The organism is Amedibacillus dolichus DSM 3991, assembly GCF_000154285.1.
Lineage (GTDB): Bacteria > Bacillota_I > Bacilli_A > Erysipelotrichales > Erysipelotrichaceae > Amedibacillus > Amedibacillus dolichus.
The window spans coordinates 13,331-36,468 of the sequence record NZ_DS483466.1; the positions used below are offsets into that span (position 1 = coordinate 13,331).

General features: G+C 38.2%; 22 protein-coding genes and 1 pseudogene. 6 read left to right on the forward strand and 17 right to left on the reverse strand.

Annotated elements, in window-relative coordinates:
• Positions 1-144: 144 nt before the first annotated feature.
• The 7 genes from EUBDOL_RS01095 to sufC form a co-directional block, all read right to left on the reverse strand.
• On the reverse strand, positions 145-1,632 hold the full coding sequence (locus tag EUBDOL_RS01095) for an LPXTG cell wall anchor domain-containing protein (protein WP_004797646.1): 1,488 nt from the start codon (positions 1,630-1,632) through the stop codon (positions 145-147).
• Positions 1,633-1,907: 275 nt separating this feature from the next.
• On the reverse strand, positions 1,908-2,432 hold the full coding sequence (locus EUBDOL_RS01100) for a 5-formyltetrahydrofolate cyclo-ligase (RefSeq protein ID WP_004797647.1): 525 nt from the start codon (positions 2,430-2,432) through the stop codon (positions 1,908-1,910).
• Entirely contained in the window at positions 2,432-3,832 is a 1,401-nt protein-coding gene (sufB, locus tag EUBDOL_RS01105) for a Fe-S cluster assembly protein SufB (protein ID WP_004797650.1), read from the reverse strand. The genes EUBDOL_RS01100 and sufB overlap by 1 nt, the downstream gene beginning before the upstream one ends.
• Positions 3,829-4,275, reverse strand: coding sequence for a Fe-S cluster assembly sulfur transfer protein SufU (gene sufU, locus EUBDOL_RS01110; protein ID WP_004797652.1), 447 nt, complete (start codon positions 4,273-4,275; stop codon positions 3,829-3,831). Before sufU ends, sufB begins: the two co-directional genes overlap by 4 nt.
• 10 nt (positions 4,276-4,285) lie before the next feature.
• Positions 4,286-5,521, reverse strand: coding sequence for an aminotransferase class V-fold PLP-dependent enzyme (locus EUBDOL_RS01115; RefSeq protein ID WP_004797654.1), 1,236 nt, complete (start codon positions 5,519-5,521; stop codon positions 4,286-4,288).
• Complete coding sequence (locus tag EUBDOL_RS01120; protein WP_004797657.1) at positions 5,514-6,308, reverse strand: SufD family Fe-S cluster assembly protein; 795 nt, start codon at positions 6,306-6,308, stop codon at positions 5,514-5,516. The genes EUBDOL_RS01115 and EUBDOL_RS01120 overlap by 8 nt, the downstream gene beginning before the upstream one ends.
• Complete coding sequence (sufC, locus tag EUBDOL_RS01125) at positions 6,301-7,113, reverse strand: Fe-S cluster assembly ATPase SufC (protein ID WP_022420495.1); 813 nt, start codon at positions 7,111-7,113, stop codon at positions 6,301-6,303. Before sufC ends, EUBDOL_RS01120 begins: the two co-directional genes overlap by 8 nt.
• A 261-nt stretch (positions 7,114-7,374) precedes the next feature.
• Here sufC and EUBDOL_RS01130 point away from each other — a divergent pair, with 261 nt between their 5' ends.
• From EUBDOL_RS01130 to EUBDOL_RS01140, 3 genes are all read left to right on the forward strand, one after another.
• Positions 7,375-8,379, forward strand: a complete 1,005-nt coding sequence (locus EUBDOL_RS01130; RefSeq protein ID WP_004797660.1) for a peptidylprolyl isomerase — start codon at positions 7,375-7,377, stop codon at positions 8,377-8,379.
• 12 nt (positions 8,380-8,391) lie between these two features.
• The gene (locus EUBDOL_RS01135) at positions 8,392-9,264 is read left to right on the forward strand and encodes a peptidyl-prolyl cis-trans isomerase (protein ID WP_004797662.1); all 873 of its coding nucleotides are present in this window, start codon (positions 8,392-8,394) and stop codon (positions 9,262-9,264) included.
• A 71-nt stretch (positions 9,265-9,335) separates the two neighbouring features.
• Positions 9,336-9,731, forward strand: a complete 396-nt coding sequence (locus tag EUBDOL_RS01140; protein WP_022420493.1) for an HIT family protein — start codon at positions 9,336-9,338, stop codon at positions 9,729-9,731.
• 114 nt (positions 9,732-9,845) lie between these two features.
• Here EUBDOL_RS01140 and EUBDOL_RS01145 read toward each other — a convergent pair whose 3' ends face one another.
• The 5 genes from EUBDOL_RS01145 to EUBDOL_RS01165 all read right to left on the reverse strand — a co-directional run bounded on the left by EUBDOL_RS01145 (position 9,846) and on the right by EUBDOL_RS01165 (position 13,428).
• Positions 9,846-10,097, reverse strand: coding sequence for a hypothetical protein (locus EUBDOL_RS01145; protein ID WP_004797665.1), 252 nt, complete (start codon positions 10,095-10,097; stop codon positions 9,846-9,848).
• Position 10,098: 1 nt separating this feature from the next.
• Positions 10,099-10,977 carry a hypothetical protein gene (locus EUBDOL_RS01150; RefSeq protein ID WP_004797667.1) on the reverse strand — a complete coding sequence of 293 codons (879 nt, stop codon included), beginning with the start codon at positions 10,975-10,977 and terminating at the stop codon, positions 10,099-10,101.
• A 76-nt stretch (positions 10,978-11,053) separates the two neighbouring features.
• Positions 11,054-11,527, reverse strand: coding sequence for a pantetheine-phosphate adenylyltransferase (gene coaD, locus EUBDOL_RS01155; protein ID WP_004797668.1), 474 nt, complete (start codon positions 11,525-11,527; stop codon positions 11,054-11,056).
• 2 nt (positions 11,528-11,529) lie between these two features.
• Positions 11,530-12,099 (reverse strand): 16S rRNA (guanine(966)-N(2))-methyltransferase RsmD, encoded by a 570-nt coding sequence (rsmD, locus tag EUBDOL_RS01160; RefSeq protein WP_004797671.1) that lies wholly within the window; start codon positions 12,097-12,099, stop codon positions 11,530-11,532.
• Positions 12,100-12,201: 102 nt separating this feature from the next.
• Positions 12,202-13,428 (reverse strand): FtsW/RodA/SpoVE family cell cycle protein, encoded by a 1,227-nt coding sequence (locus tag EUBDOL_RS01165; protein WP_050750068.1) that lies wholly within the window; start codon positions 13,426-13,428, stop codon positions 12,202-12,204.
• Positions 13,429-13,577: 149 nt separating this feature from the next.
• On the opposite strand from EUBDOL_RS01165, the gene def reads away from it, so the two are divergent.
• The 3 genes from def (at position 13,578) to EUBDOL_RS01180 (ending at position 17,050) form a co-directional block, all read left to right on the forward strand.
• Positions 13,578-14,135, forward strand: a complete 558-nt coding sequence (gene def, locus EUBDOL_RS01170; protein WP_004797674.1) for a peptide deformylase — start codon at positions 13,578-13,580, stop codon at positions 14,133-14,135.
• Between the two features lie 150 nt (positions 14,136-14,285).
• Positions 14,286-16,100 carry a ribonuclease J1 gene (rnjA, locus tag EUBDOL_RS01175; protein ID WP_022420487.1) on the forward strand — a complete coding sequence of 605 codons (1,815 nt, stop codon included), beginning with the start codon at positions 14,286-14,288 and terminating at the stop codon, positions 16,098-16,100.
• Positions 16,101-16,171: 71 nt separating this feature from the next.
• A complete protein-coding gene (locus EUBDOL_RS01180; RefSeq protein ID WP_004797677.1) occupies positions 16,172-17,050 on the forward strand; it encodes a metallophosphoesterase in 879 nt (292 codons plus the stop codon).
• A gap of 216 nt (positions 17,051-17,266) precedes the next feature.
• Here the strand turns inward: EUBDOL_RS01180 and pheT are convergent, their stop codons facing one another.
• From pheT to EUBDOL_RS11620, 5 genes and pseudogenes are all read right to left on the reverse strand, one after another.
• Positions 17,267-19,669, reverse strand: a complete 2,403-nt coding sequence (gene pheT, locus EUBDOL_RS01185) for a phenylalanine--tRNA ligase subunit beta (protein ID WP_004797679.1) — start codon at positions 19,667-19,669, stop codon at positions 17,267-17,269.
• Positions 19,670-19,679: 10 nt separating this feature from the next.
• On the reverse strand, positions 19,680-20,720 hold the full coding sequence (gene pheS / locus EUBDOL_RS01190; protein ID WP_022419689.1) for a phenylalanine--tRNA ligase subunit alpha: 1,041 nt from the start codon (positions 20,718-20,720) through the stop codon (positions 19,680-19,682).
• A gap of 549 nt (positions 20,721-21,269) precedes the next feature.
• Positions 21,270-21,983, reverse strand: coding sequence for a prepilin peptidase (locus EUBDOL_RS01195; protein WP_040462830.1), 714 nt, complete (start codon positions 21,981-21,983; stop codon positions 21,270-21,272).
• A 66-nt stretch (positions 21,984-22,049) separates the two neighbouring features.
• Positions 22,050-22,784: a TrmH family RNA methyltransferase gene (locus EUBDOL_RS01200; protein ID WP_004797684.1), complete on the reverse strand. Its 735-nt coding sequence runs from the start codon at positions 22,782-22,784 to the stop codon at positions 22,050-22,052.
• A 161-nt stretch (positions 22,785-22,945) separates the two neighbouring features.
• Positions 22,946-23,138 (reverse strand): annotated as a pseudogene (locus EUBDOL_RS11620) (hypothetical protein); the annotation flags it as partial.

The following is a 23,138-nucleotide window of genomic DNA, read 5'->3' on the forward strand; positions in this document are numbered from 1 at the left end:
GAACTACTGCAAAAGTCAAAAAATTTTATAAAAAAAGTGGCTCAAGGATTTCCAAAGAAGATATTTCTATTTCCTTCTTTCCTTAAACCACAATACATGCTGAATCTTAATCATCAATCATTTTAAGATACAGCTTTTCTTTTGTTAATTACTTTTTTGTTTTCTTCTCAAAGCAATTAACATGATACCAATAGCTACTACCATAGCGGCCATATAACCTACTACCGTTGTAGTATCTCCTGTGTTTGGAGATGTTGTATCATTTACTTCCGGCTTTGGTGTCAAAATGGAACCCTGTCCGTTTCCTTGCTCAGAATCCGGCTTATCTTCAGGATCTGTACCCGGTGTCTGTTGTTTTTCCCATTTAGCTACAAACGTTACATCGTCTGTAACCTGAACTTCCTCAAGTGGATATTTTTCTTCTCCTACAAACCAACCAAGGAAATTATATCCTTCTCTTTGGAGTTCAAAAAGCGTAATAGATGTTCCCTGTACGGTAACCACCTTATTTTCATATCCATAATCCAATGTAATATTAAAAACCTTTTCTCCTTCATTTCCTACATTTAAGTCTTTAATAACATCTCCTGCATCAGCATGTCCTAACGCTTCTTCAACACTCGTATAATAGCTGTAAGGATATGCTTCTACTGCTTTCTTTAACTCCGCATTCAAATTGCCTGCAAGATATTCCTCTACGGATTCACTAAAGGAACCTCCGAAAACTTCCACAGCTTCTTTTGCAATTCCTTCATTTCCTTTAGAAGCATCAATACCACCAAAAGATCCATTTCCCTTAATTACTAGCTTATGTGTTTCGGCATTCGGGCTATCATAAACGATTTTACCACTAATGGTTCCCATAAAGGTTTCATCAAATGTAACATTCAAGCTTGGATATTCGCCACTACCGAATTGACATACATCAAATGCGATTACCTCCGGATTGCTTGTATAAATATTGGTATTTCCTTTAAAAGTGATATTTCCGTTATTGAAAGACAATGCATAATCTTCATATTCATTAAGGTTTGCCGTCTCAAACGTCATATCTTCCAATGTTAAATCCGCATAGTTTTGAATGATGCGTTTGATATTATTTTTAGAGGCATTCTGTCCTACATTGATCGTTCCGTTTTTAAAGGTAATTTTAGAACCCTTTAACAATTGAAAACAATTGGTTTCGGTACTGCTGGAGCCTGCTCCCGGACCAACAACAGTATACGTTTTCCCATTAAAATCAATCGTGAAATCCTTATCACCTGTAACCGCTATTTCTTCGGCATCCATTACATCTTTCGTAAGTAAAATGGTTTCTCCTGCTTTTACATTGAAAATTGCATCTTTCAAAGTAGCGTATGCCGTATCCCCAATCATCGCAACACCATTATCCTTCACAGCCGCATCACTGCTTGGATCATCAACAAGCTCCTGCACGACATCGTTTGCCGATGTATCCTCTGGTTTTACACCTTCAACCGCTTCATCGCTTGTCTTGGTTTCAACCACCGCAGCCTCATCAATTTTTGATCCTTGTTCAATTCCTTTTTCTTCGGCTTTTACATATCCGCCGCTAACTGTCATACCGACTGTAAGAGCCGCCAACATCATGTAAGCTAAACACTTCTTCATCTTTATCCCTCATTTCTATTTCTTAGTTTAACAACCTTATTTTACCTTTTCCTTTAGAATTTCGTCAATACAAAAGACTGTATTTATTTAAACTTTACAAATCTTATCATCAAAGCATATCTTCTCCTGTAAGAAGATAAAAAGCATGTCCCATAAACACCTTTATTTCCAACATAAAACGAATAGCGAAATCCTTAAAAAATAGCAGTGAAATGGCTGACTTACACTATGAAAAAGATTTTCCTCTTTACATAATCGTAAAAGAAGAAAATCTCTCAATGTTTTATATAGACGCTTGTTTCACTGATTACCATATCCAATGACTGATCATGTTCCTCACATATAATATGCTCTAGCTTTTGACATTCGTATCCGACACCGATCACACACCCTTGAAAATCCTTTATATAACGATCGTAAAATCCTTGACCATGTCCTAAGCGATGGCATTCCTCATCAAAAGCAACAAGAGGTACAACCATTACATCAAATTCTGTAATTTCCTTACCGGCAATTGGCTCCCACACGCCAAAACGGCTTTTTTCAAGCGGCATTGCAGGCTCATAGGCAAAGAAACGCATGCGATGATTCGGATATGTTTTCGGAATAGCAAAGCTCTGCTTACTGTTTTCCATAACCGCTGTTATATCTACTTCACTTCCATAGGGCAAATAGATTGCATTGATATTTCCCAAATAAGGCATTAACTTTTTGCTTATGATTTGATTAAATACCTTGCGCTCTGCTATTGAAAGTGCATTCCTTTTCGCAAGTGCACACTTTCGCTGTTGATTCTTCATTAACCGATGGAATCGCTCATATCAAGCTTCATCAGCTGATTCAATTCTACTGCATATTCCATTGGCAACTCTCTTGTAAATGGCTCCAAAAAGCCCATAACGATCATTTCAGTAGCCTGTGCGCGTGATAAACCTCTCGACATCAAATAGAACAGCTGTTCCTCACTGATGTTTGACACCGTCGCTTCATGTTCAATCTGACTTGTCATATTATCGCTGCTGTTTGTCGGAATCGTATCGCTGCGTGATTGCTTATCCAAAATCAATGTATCGCATTCCACCTTGCTTTTTGCATATACCGCATGCTTTCCATGCTTGACAATCCCACGATAATTGACTTCGCCACCTAAACGGGAAATAGATTTGGAAATGATATTACTAGATGTATAAGGTGCTAGATGAATCATTTTTGCGCCGGCATCTTGAATTTGATTTCTTGCTGCAACGGCAATCGAGATACAAGTTCCTTTCGCATACGGTTCCGCCAAAATACATGCCGGATACTTCATATTTGTCAAAGAACCGATGTTTCCATCAATCCACTCCATGCTTCCATGCTCCATCACCTTCGCTCGCTTTGTAACCAAATTGATAATATTATCGCTCCAGTTTTGTACCGTAGAGTAACGACAACGTGCATTTTTATGCACAAAGATTTCAACAACTGCCGCATGTAAGGAATCTTTGGAATAAATCGGAGCGGTACAGCCTTCTACATAATGAATATCCGCACCTTCGTCAACAATGATCAAAGTTCTTTCAAACTGTCCCATACGCTCGGTGTTGATACGGAAATAAGACTGTAAAGGCTTATCCAGTTTTACCCCCTTTGGCACATAGATAAAGCTTCCTCCGCTCCAAACACAACTGTTTAGGGCTGCGAACTTATTATCTGTATAAGGTACCAATTTACCGAAATATTTTTGAAATAAATCCGGATACTTCTTTAAAGCCGTATCGGTATCAAGAAAAATCACACCCTTTTCTTCTACCTCTTCAAGCATATTGTGATATACAGCCTCGCTGTCATACTGTGTTGTAACACCAGCTAAAAACTCTTTTTCCGCTTCGGGAATCCCTAATTTATCAAAAGTATCTTTAATCGTCTTTGGTACTTCTTCCCAACTTTGCTCCGTTTTATCACTAGGCTTGATGTAATATGTATAGTCATCAAAATTTAAATTCGTAACATCAGGTCCCCATGTTTGAATCGGCATTTTTTCAAATGCCTCAAATGCCTTTAAACGATATTCCAACATCCATTGTGGCTCTTTTTTGATCGTTGAAATTTCAACAATCGTATCTCTTGTCAAGCCCTTTCCGGTATTATAAACACTTGTGTCTTTATCATGAAAACCGTATTTATATTCTTCCTGCAAGGGCAGTTCATTCTTTGTCATTGCTTGTCCTCGCTTTCCTCTAGCATTTCCTTCATCGCTTTCCAACCAATCGTTGCACATTTAATGCGATTAGCTTGTTTCCCAACATTTTGAAAAGCAATTGCTTCCTGTAATAGCTCCTCATCATATTCCTTTTGATCGATCATCGCGAAATACTCCTCAATGATATGATTTGCTTGGGCAATTGTTTTGCCCTGCAAAAGCTCGCTCATGATAGAAGTAGAGGCAGTTGAAATCGTACAAGCAACGCCATCGAAACGAATATCCTTGATTTTGCCATCTTCAATGAGTGTCTGTACATGGATATCGTCAATACAAGATTCACTGGCCATGTGCTTTTGTAAATATGTCGCATCATCACTTAATGTATGATTTCGCGGATATTCATAATGATCCATAATGATAGAACGTAAAACCATCGGATCTTTTAATGCATCATTCATAAATTACCTCCTAAAAAAAGATATCCAGACACGTTTCCATGCTTGCCCTACGGCAAGCATCTAAAAACGTATCAATTTCTTCCTTTGTTGTATAAAAATACAAGCTAGCTCGTATGGTTGCCATACAACCTAACTGCTGTTCTAGTAGCTTTGAACAGTGCTGTCCGCTTCTAACCGCAATTCCCTGTGCATTAAAGAAGCTGGCTGCATCTTGCGCAAACACATTTTTGACATTAAATGTGATAATACCGGTATCATTATCCGCATTGTATAAGATAATATGATCCATCTTCTGCATTTCCTCTACTGCATATTGATGAAGCTCACATTCATATTCATGTAACATTGCTAAATTCTTAGCTGTTAAATATTGAATTGCAGCATGCAAACCGAAAATAGCTTCGATTGGCTGTGTGCCGCTTTCAAAGCGATATGGAATATCCTTTAAAATCATATTTCCATTCCGATCATAGCGGGCATTACTGTCGCCGCCTAAATAAATCGGCTGCATTTGCTCTAACAATTCTTTTTTTCCGTATAAAACACCGATACCTGTCGGACCACACATCTTATGCGCCGAAAACGCAAGAAAATCACAATCCATAGCTTTTACATCTACCGGAATATGTGGAACGCTTTGAGCTCCATCAACAACCACATACGCACCGTATGCATGTGCCAAGGCGCAAATTTCTTCCATTGGTAAAAGATACCCCAATACATTGGTAACCTGTGCCAAGGCAACAATTCGCACGCGTCCGCTTTTTAACATTTTCTGATATGCCTGCATATCTAAGCGACCATTTGGCAAAAGCGGAATATATTCTAAAGAAGCACCAGTTTGCATGGCACAACGCTGCCATGGCAAAAGATTAGAGGCATGCTCCGCTTCACTGGTCAAAATAACATCACCGGGTTGTAAATAGCACATGCCAAAACCGATTGCGACCATATTTAAACCAGCTGTGGCACCACTGGTATAAATAATCTCTTCTTTCCTTGCACCAATAAAATCAGCAACTGCCTTACGTGCAGCACTATATTTTTGATCCACTTGATAGCTAAGGTCATAATCGCCACGATGTGCATTTGCACTATAATTTTCATAATAGTCTACAACGGCATCAATCACACATTGGGGTTTTAATGTCGTTGCGCTGTTATCCAAATAAATCAACGGCTTATTCTGCATCGTTTTCTTGTTAAGCATAGGAAAGTCTTTGCGTATTTCCTGAAGATCAAGCATGCAGTCCCACCCTCTTTTCAATTTCGTTTTTCAACTCCTGCTGTTTATCCACATCATTTACATACGCCACAATCGGAAGCAAATAGCCAATACTTAAAAGGCCTAAGGCTTCTTTGCGGGATAAGCCTCGCGTCTGTAAATAATACAGCTGATTTTCATCAGGCTGCCCCAAGGTCATAGCATGACTGGCTTTCACATCATTTTCATCAATCAACAATGTCGGCGTTACACTTGAGTGATGCTCCTCGCTTAGCGTCAACACACGTGTTGCTTGATGGGATACACTATTATATGCTCCCTTAATGATCTTGCCACAAGCATTCATCACATAGCTGCCCGCATCTTCAACAAGTGCGTAATGCTGCATTTCACCACTTGTATGAGGAGCTAAATGCTCAATACAAATATCATAGCACTTCCTATCCTGACTTATGCTGACACTTCTCATATCTACATTCGCACCTTCCTCTAAAAGCTGAATATGCCCTGTAACCTGACGCTGTCCACACTCTAAATCACAATAGCCAAAATGCATCGTGGCACCTTTTCGCACATTTGCCAAAAGCTGTAACTGCATTTTTTGCAGTGCATCATTTTTAATAAAGAGAGAAGCTTCGCTGCCTTTTGCGACTTCCATTTCAATGCATAGCTTAGCTACATCTGCTTTTATATCCAAGTAAAGCTGTGCACTTGTACCATCACATACATCAATGTGCAGGCATTCCGTTTCCTTCGATACGCTCATCTCCTGCTTACCGGAGCGTAGAAGCAAAACCTGCTTACCCATGGTTCGCCGCACAAACGCCGAGCAGCTCCACCTCTTTTTCTTCCTCTTTAACTACCTGAACATGATATTCTTTCTCAATCCATTCATATCCGTTTTGATCAATGCGTTCTACAAGCTCGCTTCCTCCGCTTACAACAATCTGTCCATCAACCAAAACATGTGCATGCGTTGGCTTCAGCAAATCATAAAACCGCGCATAATGCGAAACAATCAGCAATCCTAAACCATTTTCCTGCTGTAAGCTGCAAATCGCATCGGCAACAATTTTTAACGCATCGACATCTAAACCGGAATCAATTTCATCAAGCATCGCAAAGTTTGGCTTCAGCATCTTCATCTGCACGATTTCATTACGTTTCTTTTCTCCGCCACTAAAGCCTTCATTTAAAAAGCGATGTGCCAAATCCTCCTTCATTTGCATATCCTTGATAGATTGCTCCATTTCTTTAATAAAGCTAAACAACGGGATCGGTTTTTCTCTTCTGGCATTGATTGCCGCACGCAAAAAATCCGAATTGGTTACTCCGCTGATTTCACTTGGATACTGCATTCCCAAGAAAAGACCGGCCTTACTGCGCTCATCTACCTCCATTGCCAACACGTCCTTACCATCTAAGGTAATACTGCCCTTGGATACATGAAATTTGGGATTCCCCATGATTGCCGCCAATAAGGTAGATTTCCCATTCCCGTTTGGACCCATCAAAGCATGGGTTTCTCCACTATGTATTTCTAAGGTCAAGCCTTTTAAAATCTCTTTTCCATCTACATCGACATGTAGATCCTCAATACGTAAACAACTCACGTTTATCACTCCTTTTAGCGTTTATTATCATAACAAATTTTTTGCTATTCTACAATTCAAACGATATACAATTCATTATCACCCATTTTTAAGAATTTTTGCAAGATTATAAAAATTCCTTTCCTGTTTGCGTTAAATACCCTCAAAGAATTTGGGAAAATATATATCAGACTATGGAAAATTACGTGAAACGCATAGAAAAATTGCAATCAAGCCTCAAATCTACTATAATAATACAGAATCGCAAATAGGAGGATATTTATGATAGAAATGCTAAAAAGACAATGGTTTGTCGTACTTGTAGCACTGATTTTTATCGGTTTTGCAGTTTTCTGCATTTATGATTCCAATAAAGATCGTGTCAGCGGCAAAACAAATGACGGCAAAGATGTAGTTGCGGCCATGAAAGATGATACGTATATTTACGCAGATGATTTGGATAAGATCTTATACAATAATTATGGCAGCAATCTTGTATCTACAAAATTTCAGATTGCCGTAGTTTCTCAAGCCGTCAAAGAAAACGATGAGCTAAAAACACAGGCCAGCAATTACAAGGCCAACTTCATAACACAGGCGGAAAGCAATATGTCTATGTATGGGTATACCGATCTTAAGGAGTATATCAATGCACAGCTCAATCCACTAGGTTATGATTATGATACATTGGACGAGTATGCTATGTTAGCGGTAAAGATGAACAAATTAACAAGCGATTATGTCAAGGCACACCTTGATACCCTGTTTACTGATTATTACAATGCTAAACAGCCTCGTACTGTTTCTCATATCCTTATTAAGATGGCAGATTCGCAAAATCCTACAGAGGAAGAAAAGGAAAAAATCGAAAAGGTTGAGAAGGAATTGGCAGCCGGAAAAGATTTCGCTGAAGTGGCTAAGAAATACAGCGATGATACCGGTTCAAAAGAAAACGGCGGCTATCTTGGTTTGATGGATAAGGATACACAATATGTAGAGAGCTTTAAAAACGCTGCTTTTAAATTGAAGAGCGGCGAAGTCAGCGAATGGGTCAAGGAAGATAACAGCAGCTATAAAGGCTGGCACATGATCAAGGTACATGAAACAGATAAAGATAAGCTGCTAAAGGATAAAGATTTAGAGGATACGATTGTGAATGCGATTCTTAATTCCGATACCAGCAACGCTTACGGAAACGCAATTTGGGAAGCAAGTAAAAAGTTGGATATCAAATATAACGACAAAGACCTGGAAGCACAAATAAAAGCTTCTTTAGGCTTGAAATAGGAGGCATAAGCGATGAAAAAACAATGTACGATTTTAACAGCTTGCTTAGTAGCTGTAGCTCTTGCCGGCTGTGCAGATGCCTCTACTTCCATTTCTAAATCCGATGAGGCTCTTGTTACGATCGGTGATACCAAAATCACCAAGGGTGAGGTTTATGATGTTGCTAAACGCACCTATGGTGCTAGCTTTACCTTAAACGAAGCTCTGAATGTAATTAGCGAAAAAGAAGAAATCAAGCTAACTGATGAAATGAAAAAATCCGTTGAGGATCAATTAAAAATTTTAAAGAGCAGTGCCGGTGAAAACTTTGAACAGCAATTAAAAGATGCCGGATATAAGAATGAAGAAGAATACAAGGAAAAGGTCCTTTACCCAAATACAAAGCAACAAGGACTTGTTAAAAAATATGTGAAGAACAATAAGAAATCCTTATTCTCCAGCTATTCACCAAGAAAAGCACAGAAATTGGAATTTACCTCAAAAGAAGATGCACAAAAAGCGTTAGAGGAAATCAAAAACGGAAAGCCGATTGAAGAATTTACTACAGTCAACACTTCATCAGGCACTTCGCAATTAGAAGAAACTTACACTACAAAGAGTTCTCTTCCTACCGGTGCTTTCGATAAAATCAAAGCAATGGAAAAACCAGGTTTGATCGAGGAAGTTATCGAGGATACAACAAGCAGTAAATATTATGTATTTAAAGTAACACAAGTAGATCCAAATAAATTTGAGGACGATGCAATTGATGCTATCGTTTCTACCGGATCCAGTGAAATTACAAATGCATCAAATGTTTATTGGTTAGATAAATATGAATTTAATGTTTATGACAAAGATATCTATGATGGCTTAAAAGCAATTGATGAAAAATATGTAGACTAACAATCAAGCGGAAATCTCATTGATTTCTGCTTTTTTATGATATAATAATGCATAGAAAGAAGGTTGAATATATGTGTATATTTTGTAAAATTGTTGCTAACGAAATTCCAAGTTCCTGTATTTATGAAGATGAAACCGTTATGGCTTTTTTAGATATTTCGCAGGTTACCAAGGGTCATACCCTCGTCATTCCGAAAAAGCATTATGATAGCTTTTTGGATTGTGATAAAGAAACTCTTGCGCATTTGATTCAAGTTGCGCAAATGCTAGCAAATCGGATTATCGAGCGTACTGGTGCAAAGGGCATGAATATATTAAGCAATGTGAATGAGATTGCAGGTCAAAGTGTACATCACTTCCATCTTCATCTCATTCCTCGTTATTCCTCTGACGATGCTTGTAAGATTACCTTTAATGAAAGTGAAACGCAAAACTTAGATGAATTAAAAACAATCTTACACTCATAACATAAAAAAGACAGCATTATCTCACCATCATATGGCTGAAATAATGCTGTTTTAAAATATAAATTTATAGATCTACAAAAATAGCTATTCCTATATTTTCGTTTCCGCCAAAGCCTACCCCTTTAATCCTTTTGACTGACGTTCCATATCCTCAATAACGATATCATAAATCTCACCTAAAGAGGCACAGTATTCCAAAACTCTCCAAGGCTCATTGGTATGATAATGAATTTTGATCAATTCCTCATCTCCTACTGCCAACAAACAATCACCTTGAAAATGATTTAAAAAAGGGTCGTTGATTGCTGCTTCATCTAAATGCTCTCCCTCAATCAAGAGCTGCGTATCGTATCGAAATTCCAACATACTACTTTTCTCCCTTTTCTTGTGTTAATGACATTTCAAAAATCTGGTACTGCTTTCCATACTTTGTTTGCATATACTGCATAAAACTTTCCGGCTGACTAAAATCATAAGCTCCTAAAGCAAGCATTTTTTCACCAAAGATATTTTCCTCCAACACCTGCTTTGAGGTATTGATTTCATTATAGGTTACCATATAATAAATTGTTTCATCACGAATTTCCTTTGTCTCATCTGATTCTTCGCCTTTTACGAAACCAGACGCTTGAATTGCATAAACATCTACAATCTTGTCCTTATTTTCTGCACCAAAAGCATCTAAAAAGACTCGATAGCTTAGCTTTTGCTCTTTCAGTTCAGGCTCTTCATCACGTAAAAAGGTTGTAAAATCCTCTAACAAAATCATCTCCTGATGCTTTTCTAAATACTCTTCTCCGCTTTTTTCAATTGCTTCCAAATAATCTTCTTCAATATCTTCAACATGCTCATAGCGAACAGGCAGCCCGCTCACTGTTACCTTGCGTTCGATATTTACAGGGTGGATATTATAACGATGTGCCAACTCCTCATCGTAGCTTGCTCGTATTGTAATAACATCTTCATTCGAAAGCTTATCTATCGGTGTAACAGTATAAGTAATAGAGTCCATGAATTCCTGAATACGCTGATTATAGGCTCGCATATCATTATTTACCTTAACCGTTGCACTACCCGTTTCACCATGATAAATAATTGATGCATATTTGGTAACATCGACATCTATAACACGTAAAAATAATAAATAGCTAGTAGCATACAGACTGCTGATAATCAAAAGCATCGCTACAATGGTGATATATTTACCCTTCCACTTTTCTTTGTTTATCGCTATTCTTTTTTTCATAGCACACCTTCTTCATCTAATTGTCATTATATCATGAAACTTATCGCTTTGCTATGTTCGTAAAAGTCGAGCATTCTCAGCACTTTTTTAATAAAGCCGCATATACTTCTTCGCTTACCAAACCTTCAACACTTTGCCCATAGGCAACCATCTCCTTAATTGCCGAACTAGATACAAAACTATCCTGTGGATTGGCAAATAAGATGAGCGTTTCGATTTCTGAAGCTATGTGCTGATTGATAGCTGCAATTTCCATCTCATATTCATAATCCTTTATACTGCGTACACCTCGCACCATGCAGCAAGCACCTACCGCTCTTGCAAACTCTACGGTTAAGCCTTCATAATCAGCCACTCGAACATTATCTAAGTCCTGTGTGGCAGCTTGCAAAAAGCTGATACGTTCTTCAACTGTAAACATACTTGTCTTTTTAGAATTGTTCAAAATTACAACGATAAGCTCATCGAAAAGCTTACAGGCACGCTTGATGATATCCATGTGTCCACGTGTCAATGGATCAAAGCTGCCCGGAAAAATTGCTTTTTTCATAATTACCTCTTTCTGTAATATGTAATACGAGTAATCCCATAGGTAACATCTTTTACCTTTTGCAAAGAACCAACAGCATCTTCAAAGATGTCCTCTTTTAAGCTTTCACAAATAACATCGCCATTTTCCTTTACCATATCATGTTCATCTAAATACTGTAAAATGCTGCTGATCTGTTGTTTTTTATACGGTGGATCAAGAAAAACCACATCGAAGCTTTGCTTTTGTTCCTCAAGCTTATGCAAAGCGGTCTTATAATCCATTTTTAATACCGTACAAGCATCACGTACGCCTAATGCCTTGATATTACTTGTAATTGTAGAGATTGCTTTCCCATTCATATCTACCAAAACAGCATGTTCCATACCCCGTGAAATAGCCTCTAAAGAAATCGCGCCACTCCCTGCAAATAAATCCAAGATACTTCCGCCATCAAAATAAGGACCGATTCGCGAAAAAATCGCTTCTTTTACTTTATCCGTAGTCGGTCTTGTCGTTTGTCCTTCCACTGCTTGAATCACTCTCGATCCAAATTTTCCTGCAACAATGCGCATATTTTTTTCACTCCTCATGTATAAAACCGTTTTCCAAGGGCATGATAGTAATGCAGCCGATAAGGCTGTACCCCCAAATCTTTGTTTCTCCTCTTCCCTTTCTTAAAGAGTCCTATTCCCCTAGGACTCTTTTTTCTTAATCCGTTGATTAGGCAGCTGATCTGCTCCCTGCCGACGAATACGTGATATAATTGCTTGACAAATTCCCATAGCACTCATGATTGACATTAAAGAAGATCCGCCACTGGAAATAAACAGCAATGGTACACCGGTCAAAGGAATTAATCCTGACACACCGCCGACATTCAAAGCAAAATGCAAAAATATATACATTGCCGAACCAATCAAAATCACCTTATATCCTTCACTTTTCGTACGAAAAGCATAATAAAACAAACGCTGAATAAGTAAGCCATAGCAAAGCACGACAAACAGAAAACCGAAAATCCCTAATTCTTCAATGATAATCGATAAAATATAATCATTGTCCGATTGCGTTAAATAGCCATATTTCTGAATGGATTGTCCTAAACCAACACCGGTCAAACCACCTCGTGCAATACCATACAATCCGTTGATTGCCTGATACCCGGTGTTAAAAGGGTCATTAAAAGGATTGATCGTATTTTCGATACGCTGAGCAACATGGCTTAAAAACGGTATTTCAGATAATATTTTAATTCCTATATTACTGGTGAACAACAAGGCAAGGATACTACCAATGACAAGCAGCCACTTCACCCATTTCTGTTTTTGTCGCAAGCCTTGATGTGAAGGAATCAAAAAACAGATAGCAGCCAATAAGCATAAAATTGCCGCTGCACCTAAGTCGGGCTGGAGAACAATAAGAATTAACATCGCCGCAAAGAAAAGAACCGGTATCCTTACAATGCTCCAAAAATCCAAACGTCTGTGTCCTGCCATTTCCACAAACAAACCGATTAAAACAATCAAATAAACCTTTGCAAATTCACTAGGCTGTAAGGTTACTTCCATACCCGGAAGCGGGATACGAATCCATGCCTTTGAACCGTAAACTTCCGTAAAAAAACGTGTAGAAAATAAAGCAATGAGGATAACTGCACCGACAATCAAGTAATGTTTTCGAAATTTCGATAAAGAGAAATTATTTGCGAAAAACATCATTAAACAATAGGAAACACAAATAAAGACTCCCTGCTTCAGCATCGCCTTAGGTAACGCCATGGTATCTTGCGCGGTTTTTCCAACCGTAGTGGAACAGATCATAAGCGTTCCAAACGCAATTAACAAAAGAACAGTAGCCTGAATCAATATATCGTATTTTTTAGGAAGTTTTAAACTAATGATTACATTTTTAATCCGCACGCTTGTCAGACTCCTTCCTTTCTCGTAGTACAATAATACCATATTTTTTTTCTTTTTCATATCATTTCCGATTTTCTTATTTTGCAGATGCTCTTGATATTCGCAATGAATTTGTTTAAAATAAATTGGTAAGCACTGGAGGAAACTATATGAGCTATATTTATAAAGATATCATACAGGATAGCGATACTGTCATTCGAAAAAAAAGTGTCAATGTCGAACTGCCTTTAAACGCAGAGGACAAACAGCTTTTGATGGATATGTTGCAATATGTACGTGATTCACAGGATAATGAGCTTGCCGAACAAAACGGTTTGCGTCCGGCCGTAGGAATTGCCGCCATTCAACTTGGTATACCAAAGAAAATGTTAGCTGTTGTGGTTCCCGATGAAGAAGGAAATAGCCAAGAATTTGCATTGGCTAATGCCCGTATCGTCAGTGAATCCGTACAGCTTTCCTATTTAAAAAACGGTGAAGGCTGCTTATCTGTTGAAAAGGAGCATCAAGGACTTGTCCCACGTCATGCCCGTATTACCGTAAAGGCTTATGATCTTTTACAGAATAAGGAAATCACGATCAAAGCAAGTGATTATTTAGCAATCGTGCTTCAGCATGAAATTGACCACTTCTCCGGTACACTGTTTTACGATCGTATCAATCAAAATGATCCATGGCATGCCGAAAAAGACAGCATCATCATCGAATAATGCTCGACAAACGAGCATTTTTCTTTGTTCTTCACAAATGATACACGCTTACATCAAAATGCATGCGCAAATTGCGTTTATTTTTTAGAAAATATGCTATAATAACAAATAGATATGAGGTGCATATCAAAGAAAGTGAAAGGAGTTTTTATGAACGTAAATCAAAATCGCAGCCATGCACCGAGAACTCGTCAGGAACATCAGACAAACAGTTATAATAAGAATAATACTCAACGCAATGACACCTTGATCTATGCCCTTGGCGGTCTTGGTGAGGTTGGTAAGAACATGTACTGCTTTGAACACGGAAACGAAATTTTAATCGTTGATTCCGGTGTTCGTTTTCCTGAGGAGGATTTACTCGGTGTTGATTATGTTATCCCCGATTATAACCATTTGGTAAAAAATAATCGCAAGCGGAAGGTGCTAGTAATCACCCATGGTCATGAGGATCATATCGGAGGTATCCCCTTCTTATTAAAAACCGTTGATATCGAGGCTATTTATGCACCGGCATTTGCCGTTGCCTTGATTACAAAAAAACTAGAGGAGCGCAAAATGCTTCGGGGCGTAAAGCTCATCGAGATCAGTGATCGCAGCTCTTTAAAAATGCATCACTTCACTTGTGGCTTCTTCAACACAACTCATTCCATTCCGGATTCTTTGGGAATTTTAATCAATACTCCAAATGGACGTGTTGTGCATACCGGTGATTTTAAATTTGACCTTACTCCGATCGGCTCCAATGCTGACTATCAAGTAATGGCTTATATGGGACAGATCGGTGTTGATTTATTACTATCCGATTCTACCAATTCCGGTGTTGAAGATTTCTCCATTTCCGAAAAAAAGGTTGCTGCTGAAATCCTTGATACGATGAAAAAGACCGAAGGACGCTTAATTGTTGCAACCTTTGCCAGCAATGTTTATCGCGTGGCACAAATTATCGAAGCAGCAATTGCCTGCGGACGCAAGGTCATCATCTTTGGACGCAGTATGGAAAATGTCGTTACCATCGGGCGTAAAACCGGTAAAATCAAGGTAGGAGAGCAGCACTTCCTCTCTCCTGAGCAGTTAGCATACACACCGGCAAACAAAACTTGTATTGTGTGTACCGGAAGCCAAGGAGAACCGCTTGCGGCACTATCGAGAATTGCGAATGGAACCCATCGCTATATCAAGCTGATTCCTGGGGATACGGTAATCTTCTCCTCTTCCCCAATTCCCGGTAATGGAGCAAGTGTAAATCAGGTTATCAATAAGTTGTTCCGTGCCGGTGCTAACGTCCTAACAAAATCTATTTTAGGAAATCTTCATACGACCGGGCATGCCTCTCAAGAGGAACAAAAACTTATGCTACAGCTAATTAAGCCAAAATACTTCATGCCGGTTCATGGAGAATATAAGATGTTGAAGCAACACAAGGATACGGCGATTGAGACCGGTATTCCATCAGAAAATATTTTCACCTGTGCAAATGGTGATGTGCTTATTTTACGCAATCATCAGGTCTTTGAAAGCAGTTGGCGTATCATGGCAGATGACATTTATGTTGATGGAAATGATATCAGCGGTGTTTCTACTGCCGTTTTAAAAGATCGTAAGATTTTAGCCGATAACGGATTAGTAGCTGTTATTATAGCGATTGATTCCCGTGAAAACAAAGTCTTAACGAAACCGGTCATCGTATCTCGCGGTTTTGTCTTTATCAAAGATTCACAGGGACTATTAAAGGAAGCGGAAATGATTGTATATAATGCCTTAAATGAAAAAATGCAGCAACGTACAACCTTTTCCGAGTTAAAAAATTGTGTGCGTGGCACTTTAGAACCATTCCTTTACAATAAAACTCATCGAAACCCAATTGTAATTCCGGTTATTATCAATTCTAAGGCTGCAATGCAGGCTCTTCAACAATCAAGAGCAGCAAGACCGACACAACGAAGAAAACCGATGCCAAATTAAAGCATATCCCGCGATATGCTTTTCTTTCACTTATAAAGTATGATAAAATAAAAACGAAATGAGGTGAAAATGTGATAAAACGACTCATTAAAATCGTATCCATACTAATCATTTTATGTTTGATCGGTGCAACAATTTTTTTCTACTCTATTTATATTTCAGTTGAAAACGTAAAACTTCACTATGAAAGTATTGTCAGCACAAAAATCCCTAAAGAGCTAAACAATCTCAGCATCGCTTTTTTTAGTGATATAAAATATAATTCTTTTATGAATAAAGAGCGCTTAAGCAACATGCTAAACGAAATGAATCAAGCTGATGCCGATATCGTCATCTTCGGAGGCGATATGTTTGATTCTTTCGCCTCCAAGGCTCCTAATGAAGCTGCAAAGCAAGAGCTTATAGGATTATTAAAAGAAATCAAGGCTCCGCTTGGAAAATTTGCTGTATTAGGAGATCAAGACCTCATCAATGAGGAAATCAAAAATATGGTAAGCGATATTCTTTATCAAAGCGATTTTGAAATTATTACAAATACAAGTGTCCGTTTACGCAAACAATCCAATGCCAGCATCACTCTCATTGGATTAGATTCACAAATAAACGGTACGATTGACAGTACCACTGCTTTTTCAAAAATTAACGATGAAGATTTCAACCTACTCGTTACACATTGTCCGGATACCTTAAAAAGCACACAGGTCAATACAAATTATATTGATTTGGCGTTAGCGGGACATTCCTTAGGAGGACAAATTTACCTTCCTTTGTTTGGTCCTATTAAGACAATAGAAGGAGCGGTTACCTACAATCATGGCTCTTATACCATTGGAAATACCCAGCTCTATGTTTCCAATGGATTGGGTACCATTGATACTGATATGCGCTTATTCTGCCCTCCTGAAATCTTGGTTTTCCGTTTAGAGCATGGAACAACACAAACGAAATAAACAGCTAGTTCACGTCCTATTGCGAACTAGCTTTTCTTATATAATAACACATTTTATCAATATTTTCTTAAAGCTCTATTGCAACAGGCATCTTTCTATAAAAATAAGCAGATAGTATCTCATTTATGAAAGTACTATTAAAAAATCTGTCTGATGAAAGTTTCTTTCTAATACATATAAGGGATATCGACCATTCGATATCCCTTATAAACAACTTTATGCGCGAAGCTCAGCTTGCACATCTTGCTTCAGTGTTTCTAATATTTTATTATAAATCTCTGTAATTTCACTATCCTTTAAGGTTCTTTCAAAGGATTGGAACGTAACGCTTAATGCTATTGATTTATATCCTTTTTCTACATGTTCCCCTGTATAAACATCAAATACTTCTACCTGCTGAATGATATTTTCTTTGTTTAGACGGCTGTTTTTCTTAATGCTGCTAATGATATCCGCGACCATAACCTCTTCCTTCACAACAAAAGCAAAATCACGTGTTACGGAAGGATACTTGGATACTTCAGTGAATTTCACCTTACTTGCCTTATTCTTTAAAAGTATTTCAAGATTGATTTCCATTGCTACTGTTCGTTCGATATCATATTGCTTACAAACTAGTGGGTGCACTTCCCCAATCATTCCAAGTAATTCTTTACCAAGGTAAACTTCTGCACTTCGATATGGGTGGAAATTCTTTGTATCTATTTGATTTGTTTTAAATCTTACACGATTTCCATCAAATCCAAGACTTTCCAACAATGCACTCAAAACACCCTTTAGCGTATAAAAATCTACTTCAACACTGAATTTCTGCCAACGATTTTTATGCAAAGCACCACTTGCCGCTACACATAAGCGTTCTTCTACGTGATGGACACCATACGTGTTGCTGATTTCAAACAACGCAATATCCTTCATGCTACGTGCTTGATTATAAGCAACACAATCCAACATGCTAGGAAGAATCGAACTTCGTACATAACGGCGATCCTCACTCATTGGAGATGCCAACTCTACAACCTCGCACTGTCCCATCACGGCTTGATCGATCTTTTCTTTGCTAACTAAGGTATAGCTAATAGCTTCATTATAGCCTAGATCGCTCAAAGCAGTACGTAATCTCCTCCTTAATTTTTGACGTTTATTCAAAGATCCTAAGGTAGAAGTTGTTTGCGGCATCGTAATCGGTAAACGATCATACCCTAATATACGAATAATCTCCTCGGCAATATCCTCTTCAATTATCAAATCTGTACGATGACTTGGAACAATGACATGAATATCCTTATCCTGCTTTTGAGGATTCAAATGCAGATTGTTCAATACCTTTACAACTTCATCTTCCTGAAAGTCAGTTCCTAATAAAGTATTGATACGCTCTACATTTACATCAATTTCCGTAGGCGTGTAATGATTGCTACCAAACTGTACGGTTTCTTCTAAATCCTTTGCATCTGCATATTCCACCAATAGCTGAACAGCACGATCCATCGCCTTAAAGGTTGCCATCGGTTCTATTCCCTTTTGATAGCGTATTGATGCATCGGTATTAAGGTTTAAACGACGTGCCGTATTACGAATAGCGACATGATCGAAAATTGCAGCTTCAATAATAATCCCCTTAGTTTCATCTGTAATTTTGGAATCATCGCCCCCCATAACACCGGCAATACCAATCGGTTTATTTTGCGTCGTAATCACAATATCCTCATCGCATAAATCATATTTGATACCATCTAAAGCCGTATAAGCTTCATGAATATGATCCTTTACCGTTATTTCCTGAGCAGGCAGAGCATCAATGTCATAAAAATGCAGTGGCTGTCCTGTTTCTAACATTACGATATTCGAAATATCCACTACGTTGTTAATAGATTTGATACCAGCAGCCATTAAAAGTTCCTGTATCCATTTAGGAGAAGGTCCGATTTTTATACTACCGATTACCTTTCCTAAAAATAAAGGACATTTATCAGTTTCACTGCTTACCTTTAGTTTCGTTGCTTTTCCAACATCAGATGCTCCGTCAGCATTGGGAATATGAACCTCACGTTCCAATACCGCTCCGGTTTCCAAAGCCATCGACCAAGCCGCAAGGCAGTCGTTGCGATTCGGTGTCAAGCCAATATCCATAATTTCATCATCAAGTCCCAAATATCCAAGCGGATCATCACAACCAATCGGTGCATCTTTATCCAATAATTCAATTCCATTTTTACTCTCTTCACTTAAATGATGCGCATCAACACCAAGTTCTAATAAAGAACATAGCATTCCTTTGCTCTCTACTCCACGAATGACACTTTCTTTAATTTCGCCCCCGGGAAGCTTTGCACCGACATGTGCTACAATAACCTTTTCATTGGCTGCTACATTCGGTGCTCCGCAAACAATTTGTTCCACACTATCACCTAAATTTACCATACATACATGCAGATGATCACTATCCGGGTGATCTTCACAGGAAACTACCTCACCAATGACAAGATTGGATCCTTGACTCATTTTTTCAATGCCTTCTACTTCAGATCCGCTGTTTGTTAATCTATCCGCCACCTGCTCAATGGATAAATCTGAAATATCCACATATTGCTGTAACCATTTTCTACTGATTTGCATACACTACCTCCTATTCAAAACGGCTGAACGTCTTTAAGAAACGTATATCATTGGTATAAAAATTACGAATATCACTAATACCGTATTTTAACATTGCCACACGTTCAATACCGATACCGAAAGCAAAGCCATTTACCTTTTTGGGATCAAAACCTGCCATCGTCAATACATTCGGGTGCACCATACCAGCACCTAAAATTTCAATCCAACCGGTACCCTTACATACAGGACACCCCTTACCGCCGCAAACATGACAGCTCACATCAACCTCAACACTTGGCTCTGTAAATTGAAAGTAGCTCGGACGAAAACGGATTGTTCGCTCTTTTCCAAACATCGACTGGGCTAAAAACAGCAATGTTCCCTTCAAATCAGATAAGCGAATGCCTTCCCCTACAACAAGACCCTCACACTGCATAAATTGATGCGAATGTGTAGCATCATCGTCATCACGACGATATACCTTGCCCGGGCAAATTACTTTGATTGGCAGTTTATCCTCCTTTGCGAATTCTTCCAACTGTCTTGTCTGAATTGCTGTTGTATGAGTTCTTAACAGCTCCTCTGCATTGATATAGAAAGTATCCTGCATATCTCTTGCTGGGTGATCCTTTGGAATATTCGCACGTTCGAAATTATATAGATCAAGCTCTACTTCAGGACCTTCTCCTACCTGATAACCTAAACCAACAAACAAATCCTCAATTTCTTGCTGCACAAGCATTAAAGGGTGAAGATTGCCTAAGCTTGGTTTTTGTCCATCGAGTGTAATATCGATTTTTTCACTTTCGATACGTCGCTCCATTTCTTCTGATTCAAGCACTTCCTTACGTGCTTCAATAGCCTCACTCATCAGTTTTTTTACATCATTTACCTTTTGACCGAAAATCGGACGCTCCTCAGCACTCAAATCCTTCATAGATTTCATAACTTCTTGAATCGGTCCCTTTTTACCTAAATAAAGGACACGCAGCTGTTGTAGCTCATTTACGTCTTTACAAGCCGCAATCTTTTCAAGACCTTCCTTGCGTATTGTTTCTAACTTTTCCATACTATCTTCCTTTCCATAAAAAAAATCGCATGACCACAGGAACGCTATGCAGCGCGGTACCATCCTGTTTCGTCTTGCGACACACCTTACTTTCATGATAACCGTCATGGATACGGGAGATGTCTAATCTCGCTCCTAGGTGAATTTCATAAGCTATCCAACAAGAGGACTTTCAGTCCTTGATCCTCTCTCCCTAAGCCGACTCACTTATTACTTATCCTGATCAACACTTTCGCATATATTATACGTAAATTTCTTTATAAATTCAAGAATTAGTTTCACGAGCTAATCAAAATTGTAGATTACATTATGTAGTCCAAATAAGCTAGTCAAATAAAAAAGACTGTAGTATCGATCCTTGTGCACATACCCGATACCTCGTAAAGAAATTTCATAGATATATCAAATACGATCAAAGTATCCTATCAGACTCTTATCCACCTAACCATTCAACAATGATTCAAACGCTTTTGTTATCTGCACATTCAAAAATTTCTTAAAACAAAGCTATGGCATTCTCGCTATTTTTAATAAACTTATGAAATATACTTATCTGTAACACAAAAAAACAACCAAAATACCCAAACTTAAAAATGGTCCAAATGGAATGTATGACTTGCGATTTGCTTTTTTCAGAAGCAAAAGAAGTATTGCATATACTCCTCCCGTTAAAACAGCTATTAGAAAAGCAAACACGCAAGCTCTTCCTCCTAAAAGATATCCAACCAAAAACATGAGCTTTATATCCCCTCCACCAAAGCATTCTATCAGCTGATTCATAACAAGCATAAAACCACTAACGATAAGCATTCCGCCAATACGTTCTTTAAACGAAGGCAGTGGCTCTATTTCAGCAAGAGCTATAACCAAAATACCAAATATCACCAATATACGATTAGGTATAAGCATGGTATCAAAATCAATACAGGAAATACATAGCAATACCATTCCTAGTAAAAACACCAAAACTACCTCTCCTCCACCATAGTGCAACAAACAAAAAATTGCCCATAATCCACCGAAAACTTCATTTATCGTATCACGAATTCCAATGGAAGCATGACAATAACGACACTTCCCTCTAAGCAAAAAATACGACAATACGGGGATAATATCCCAAAATGATAATTTATGTTTACACTTTGGACAAATTGAACGTCCTTTAACAACCCCTATACCTTTCGGTAAGCGATCGATCACAACATTAACAAAGCTGGCAATACACATTCCGAAAAGTCCTGCAAACAGTATATAATAAAACATTTTATCCTCTCCTTCCACAAAAAAAGCACCCATCAAACAAATGTAAGATAGATGCTTTCTTGTTGTTTACCTACGAAATTTGTACATAGCAATACCGGCTGCCACTGCAACATTCAGCGATTCAAAAGCGTGCATTTCGATATACATGGTTTCATCACATTTCGCTAGCAACTCCTTAGAAACACCGTTTCCTTCATTTCCAAACAAAAGCGCGACTCGATCCACCGCTTCAATCGTACTCATCGCCGAAGCATTCTCCAACGCAGTTCCGATTACCGGTATTTTTTTCTCCTTCAACTGATCAATGATTTGTGATAAATCGGTCCGTATAACCTGCATGTGAAACAATGCACCTTGTGTAGAACGAATAACCTTATCGCTATAAACATCTGCACAATGTTTTGATAAAACCACTGTATCAAACCCAAAGCTGTATGCACTGCGTAAAATTGTCCCTACATTTCCCGGATCCTGCACATCATCTAACAAAATGACTTTTTCTCCCATCACAAAATCCATAGGGCATGGCATGTGGCAAACGCCAATCAACCAAGTTCCGCTTACACTATCGGATAACTTACGCATAATCATAGAACTTACCTCATAGCAGGGATAAGCTCCCGTATCATAAGTATGACCTTCTTCCACTAAAATACAATCTAGTAATTTAGCGCGAATCGCTTCTTCCAATAAATGTTCACCTTCAACAAGAAAACATCGATCGCTATCCCGATATTTTTTTTCCTTATATTTTGCCCATTTCTTTACACGAGCATTTGTTTTTGATACGATTTTTTCCATAACTACCTACCTTTACGAATAACTATATACGACATTCCTCTAATGTCGATTGCTACTGTACTTGTAGCATTCAAAATACCATAAAATCTATATTATACCTCACAGCAAGCTTTTTTTCCATTTTAAGTCTATACATACACAAATATAAATCAAAAAAGACTCTACGAATTTATACAATTTTTAAAATCCTCCCATGTATCATAAGAAAGAATATTATCAGAAAGCTTATAGAGTTGAGATAAAGGTAAGGTGGATAGCCACTCTTTTGCATCAATAGCGAATTTCTGCTTGATTAGTAGGGCTAATAGGTTTACGGTTCCTAGCGTAGTTCCGATTTGAGTACCTTCCTCTAGC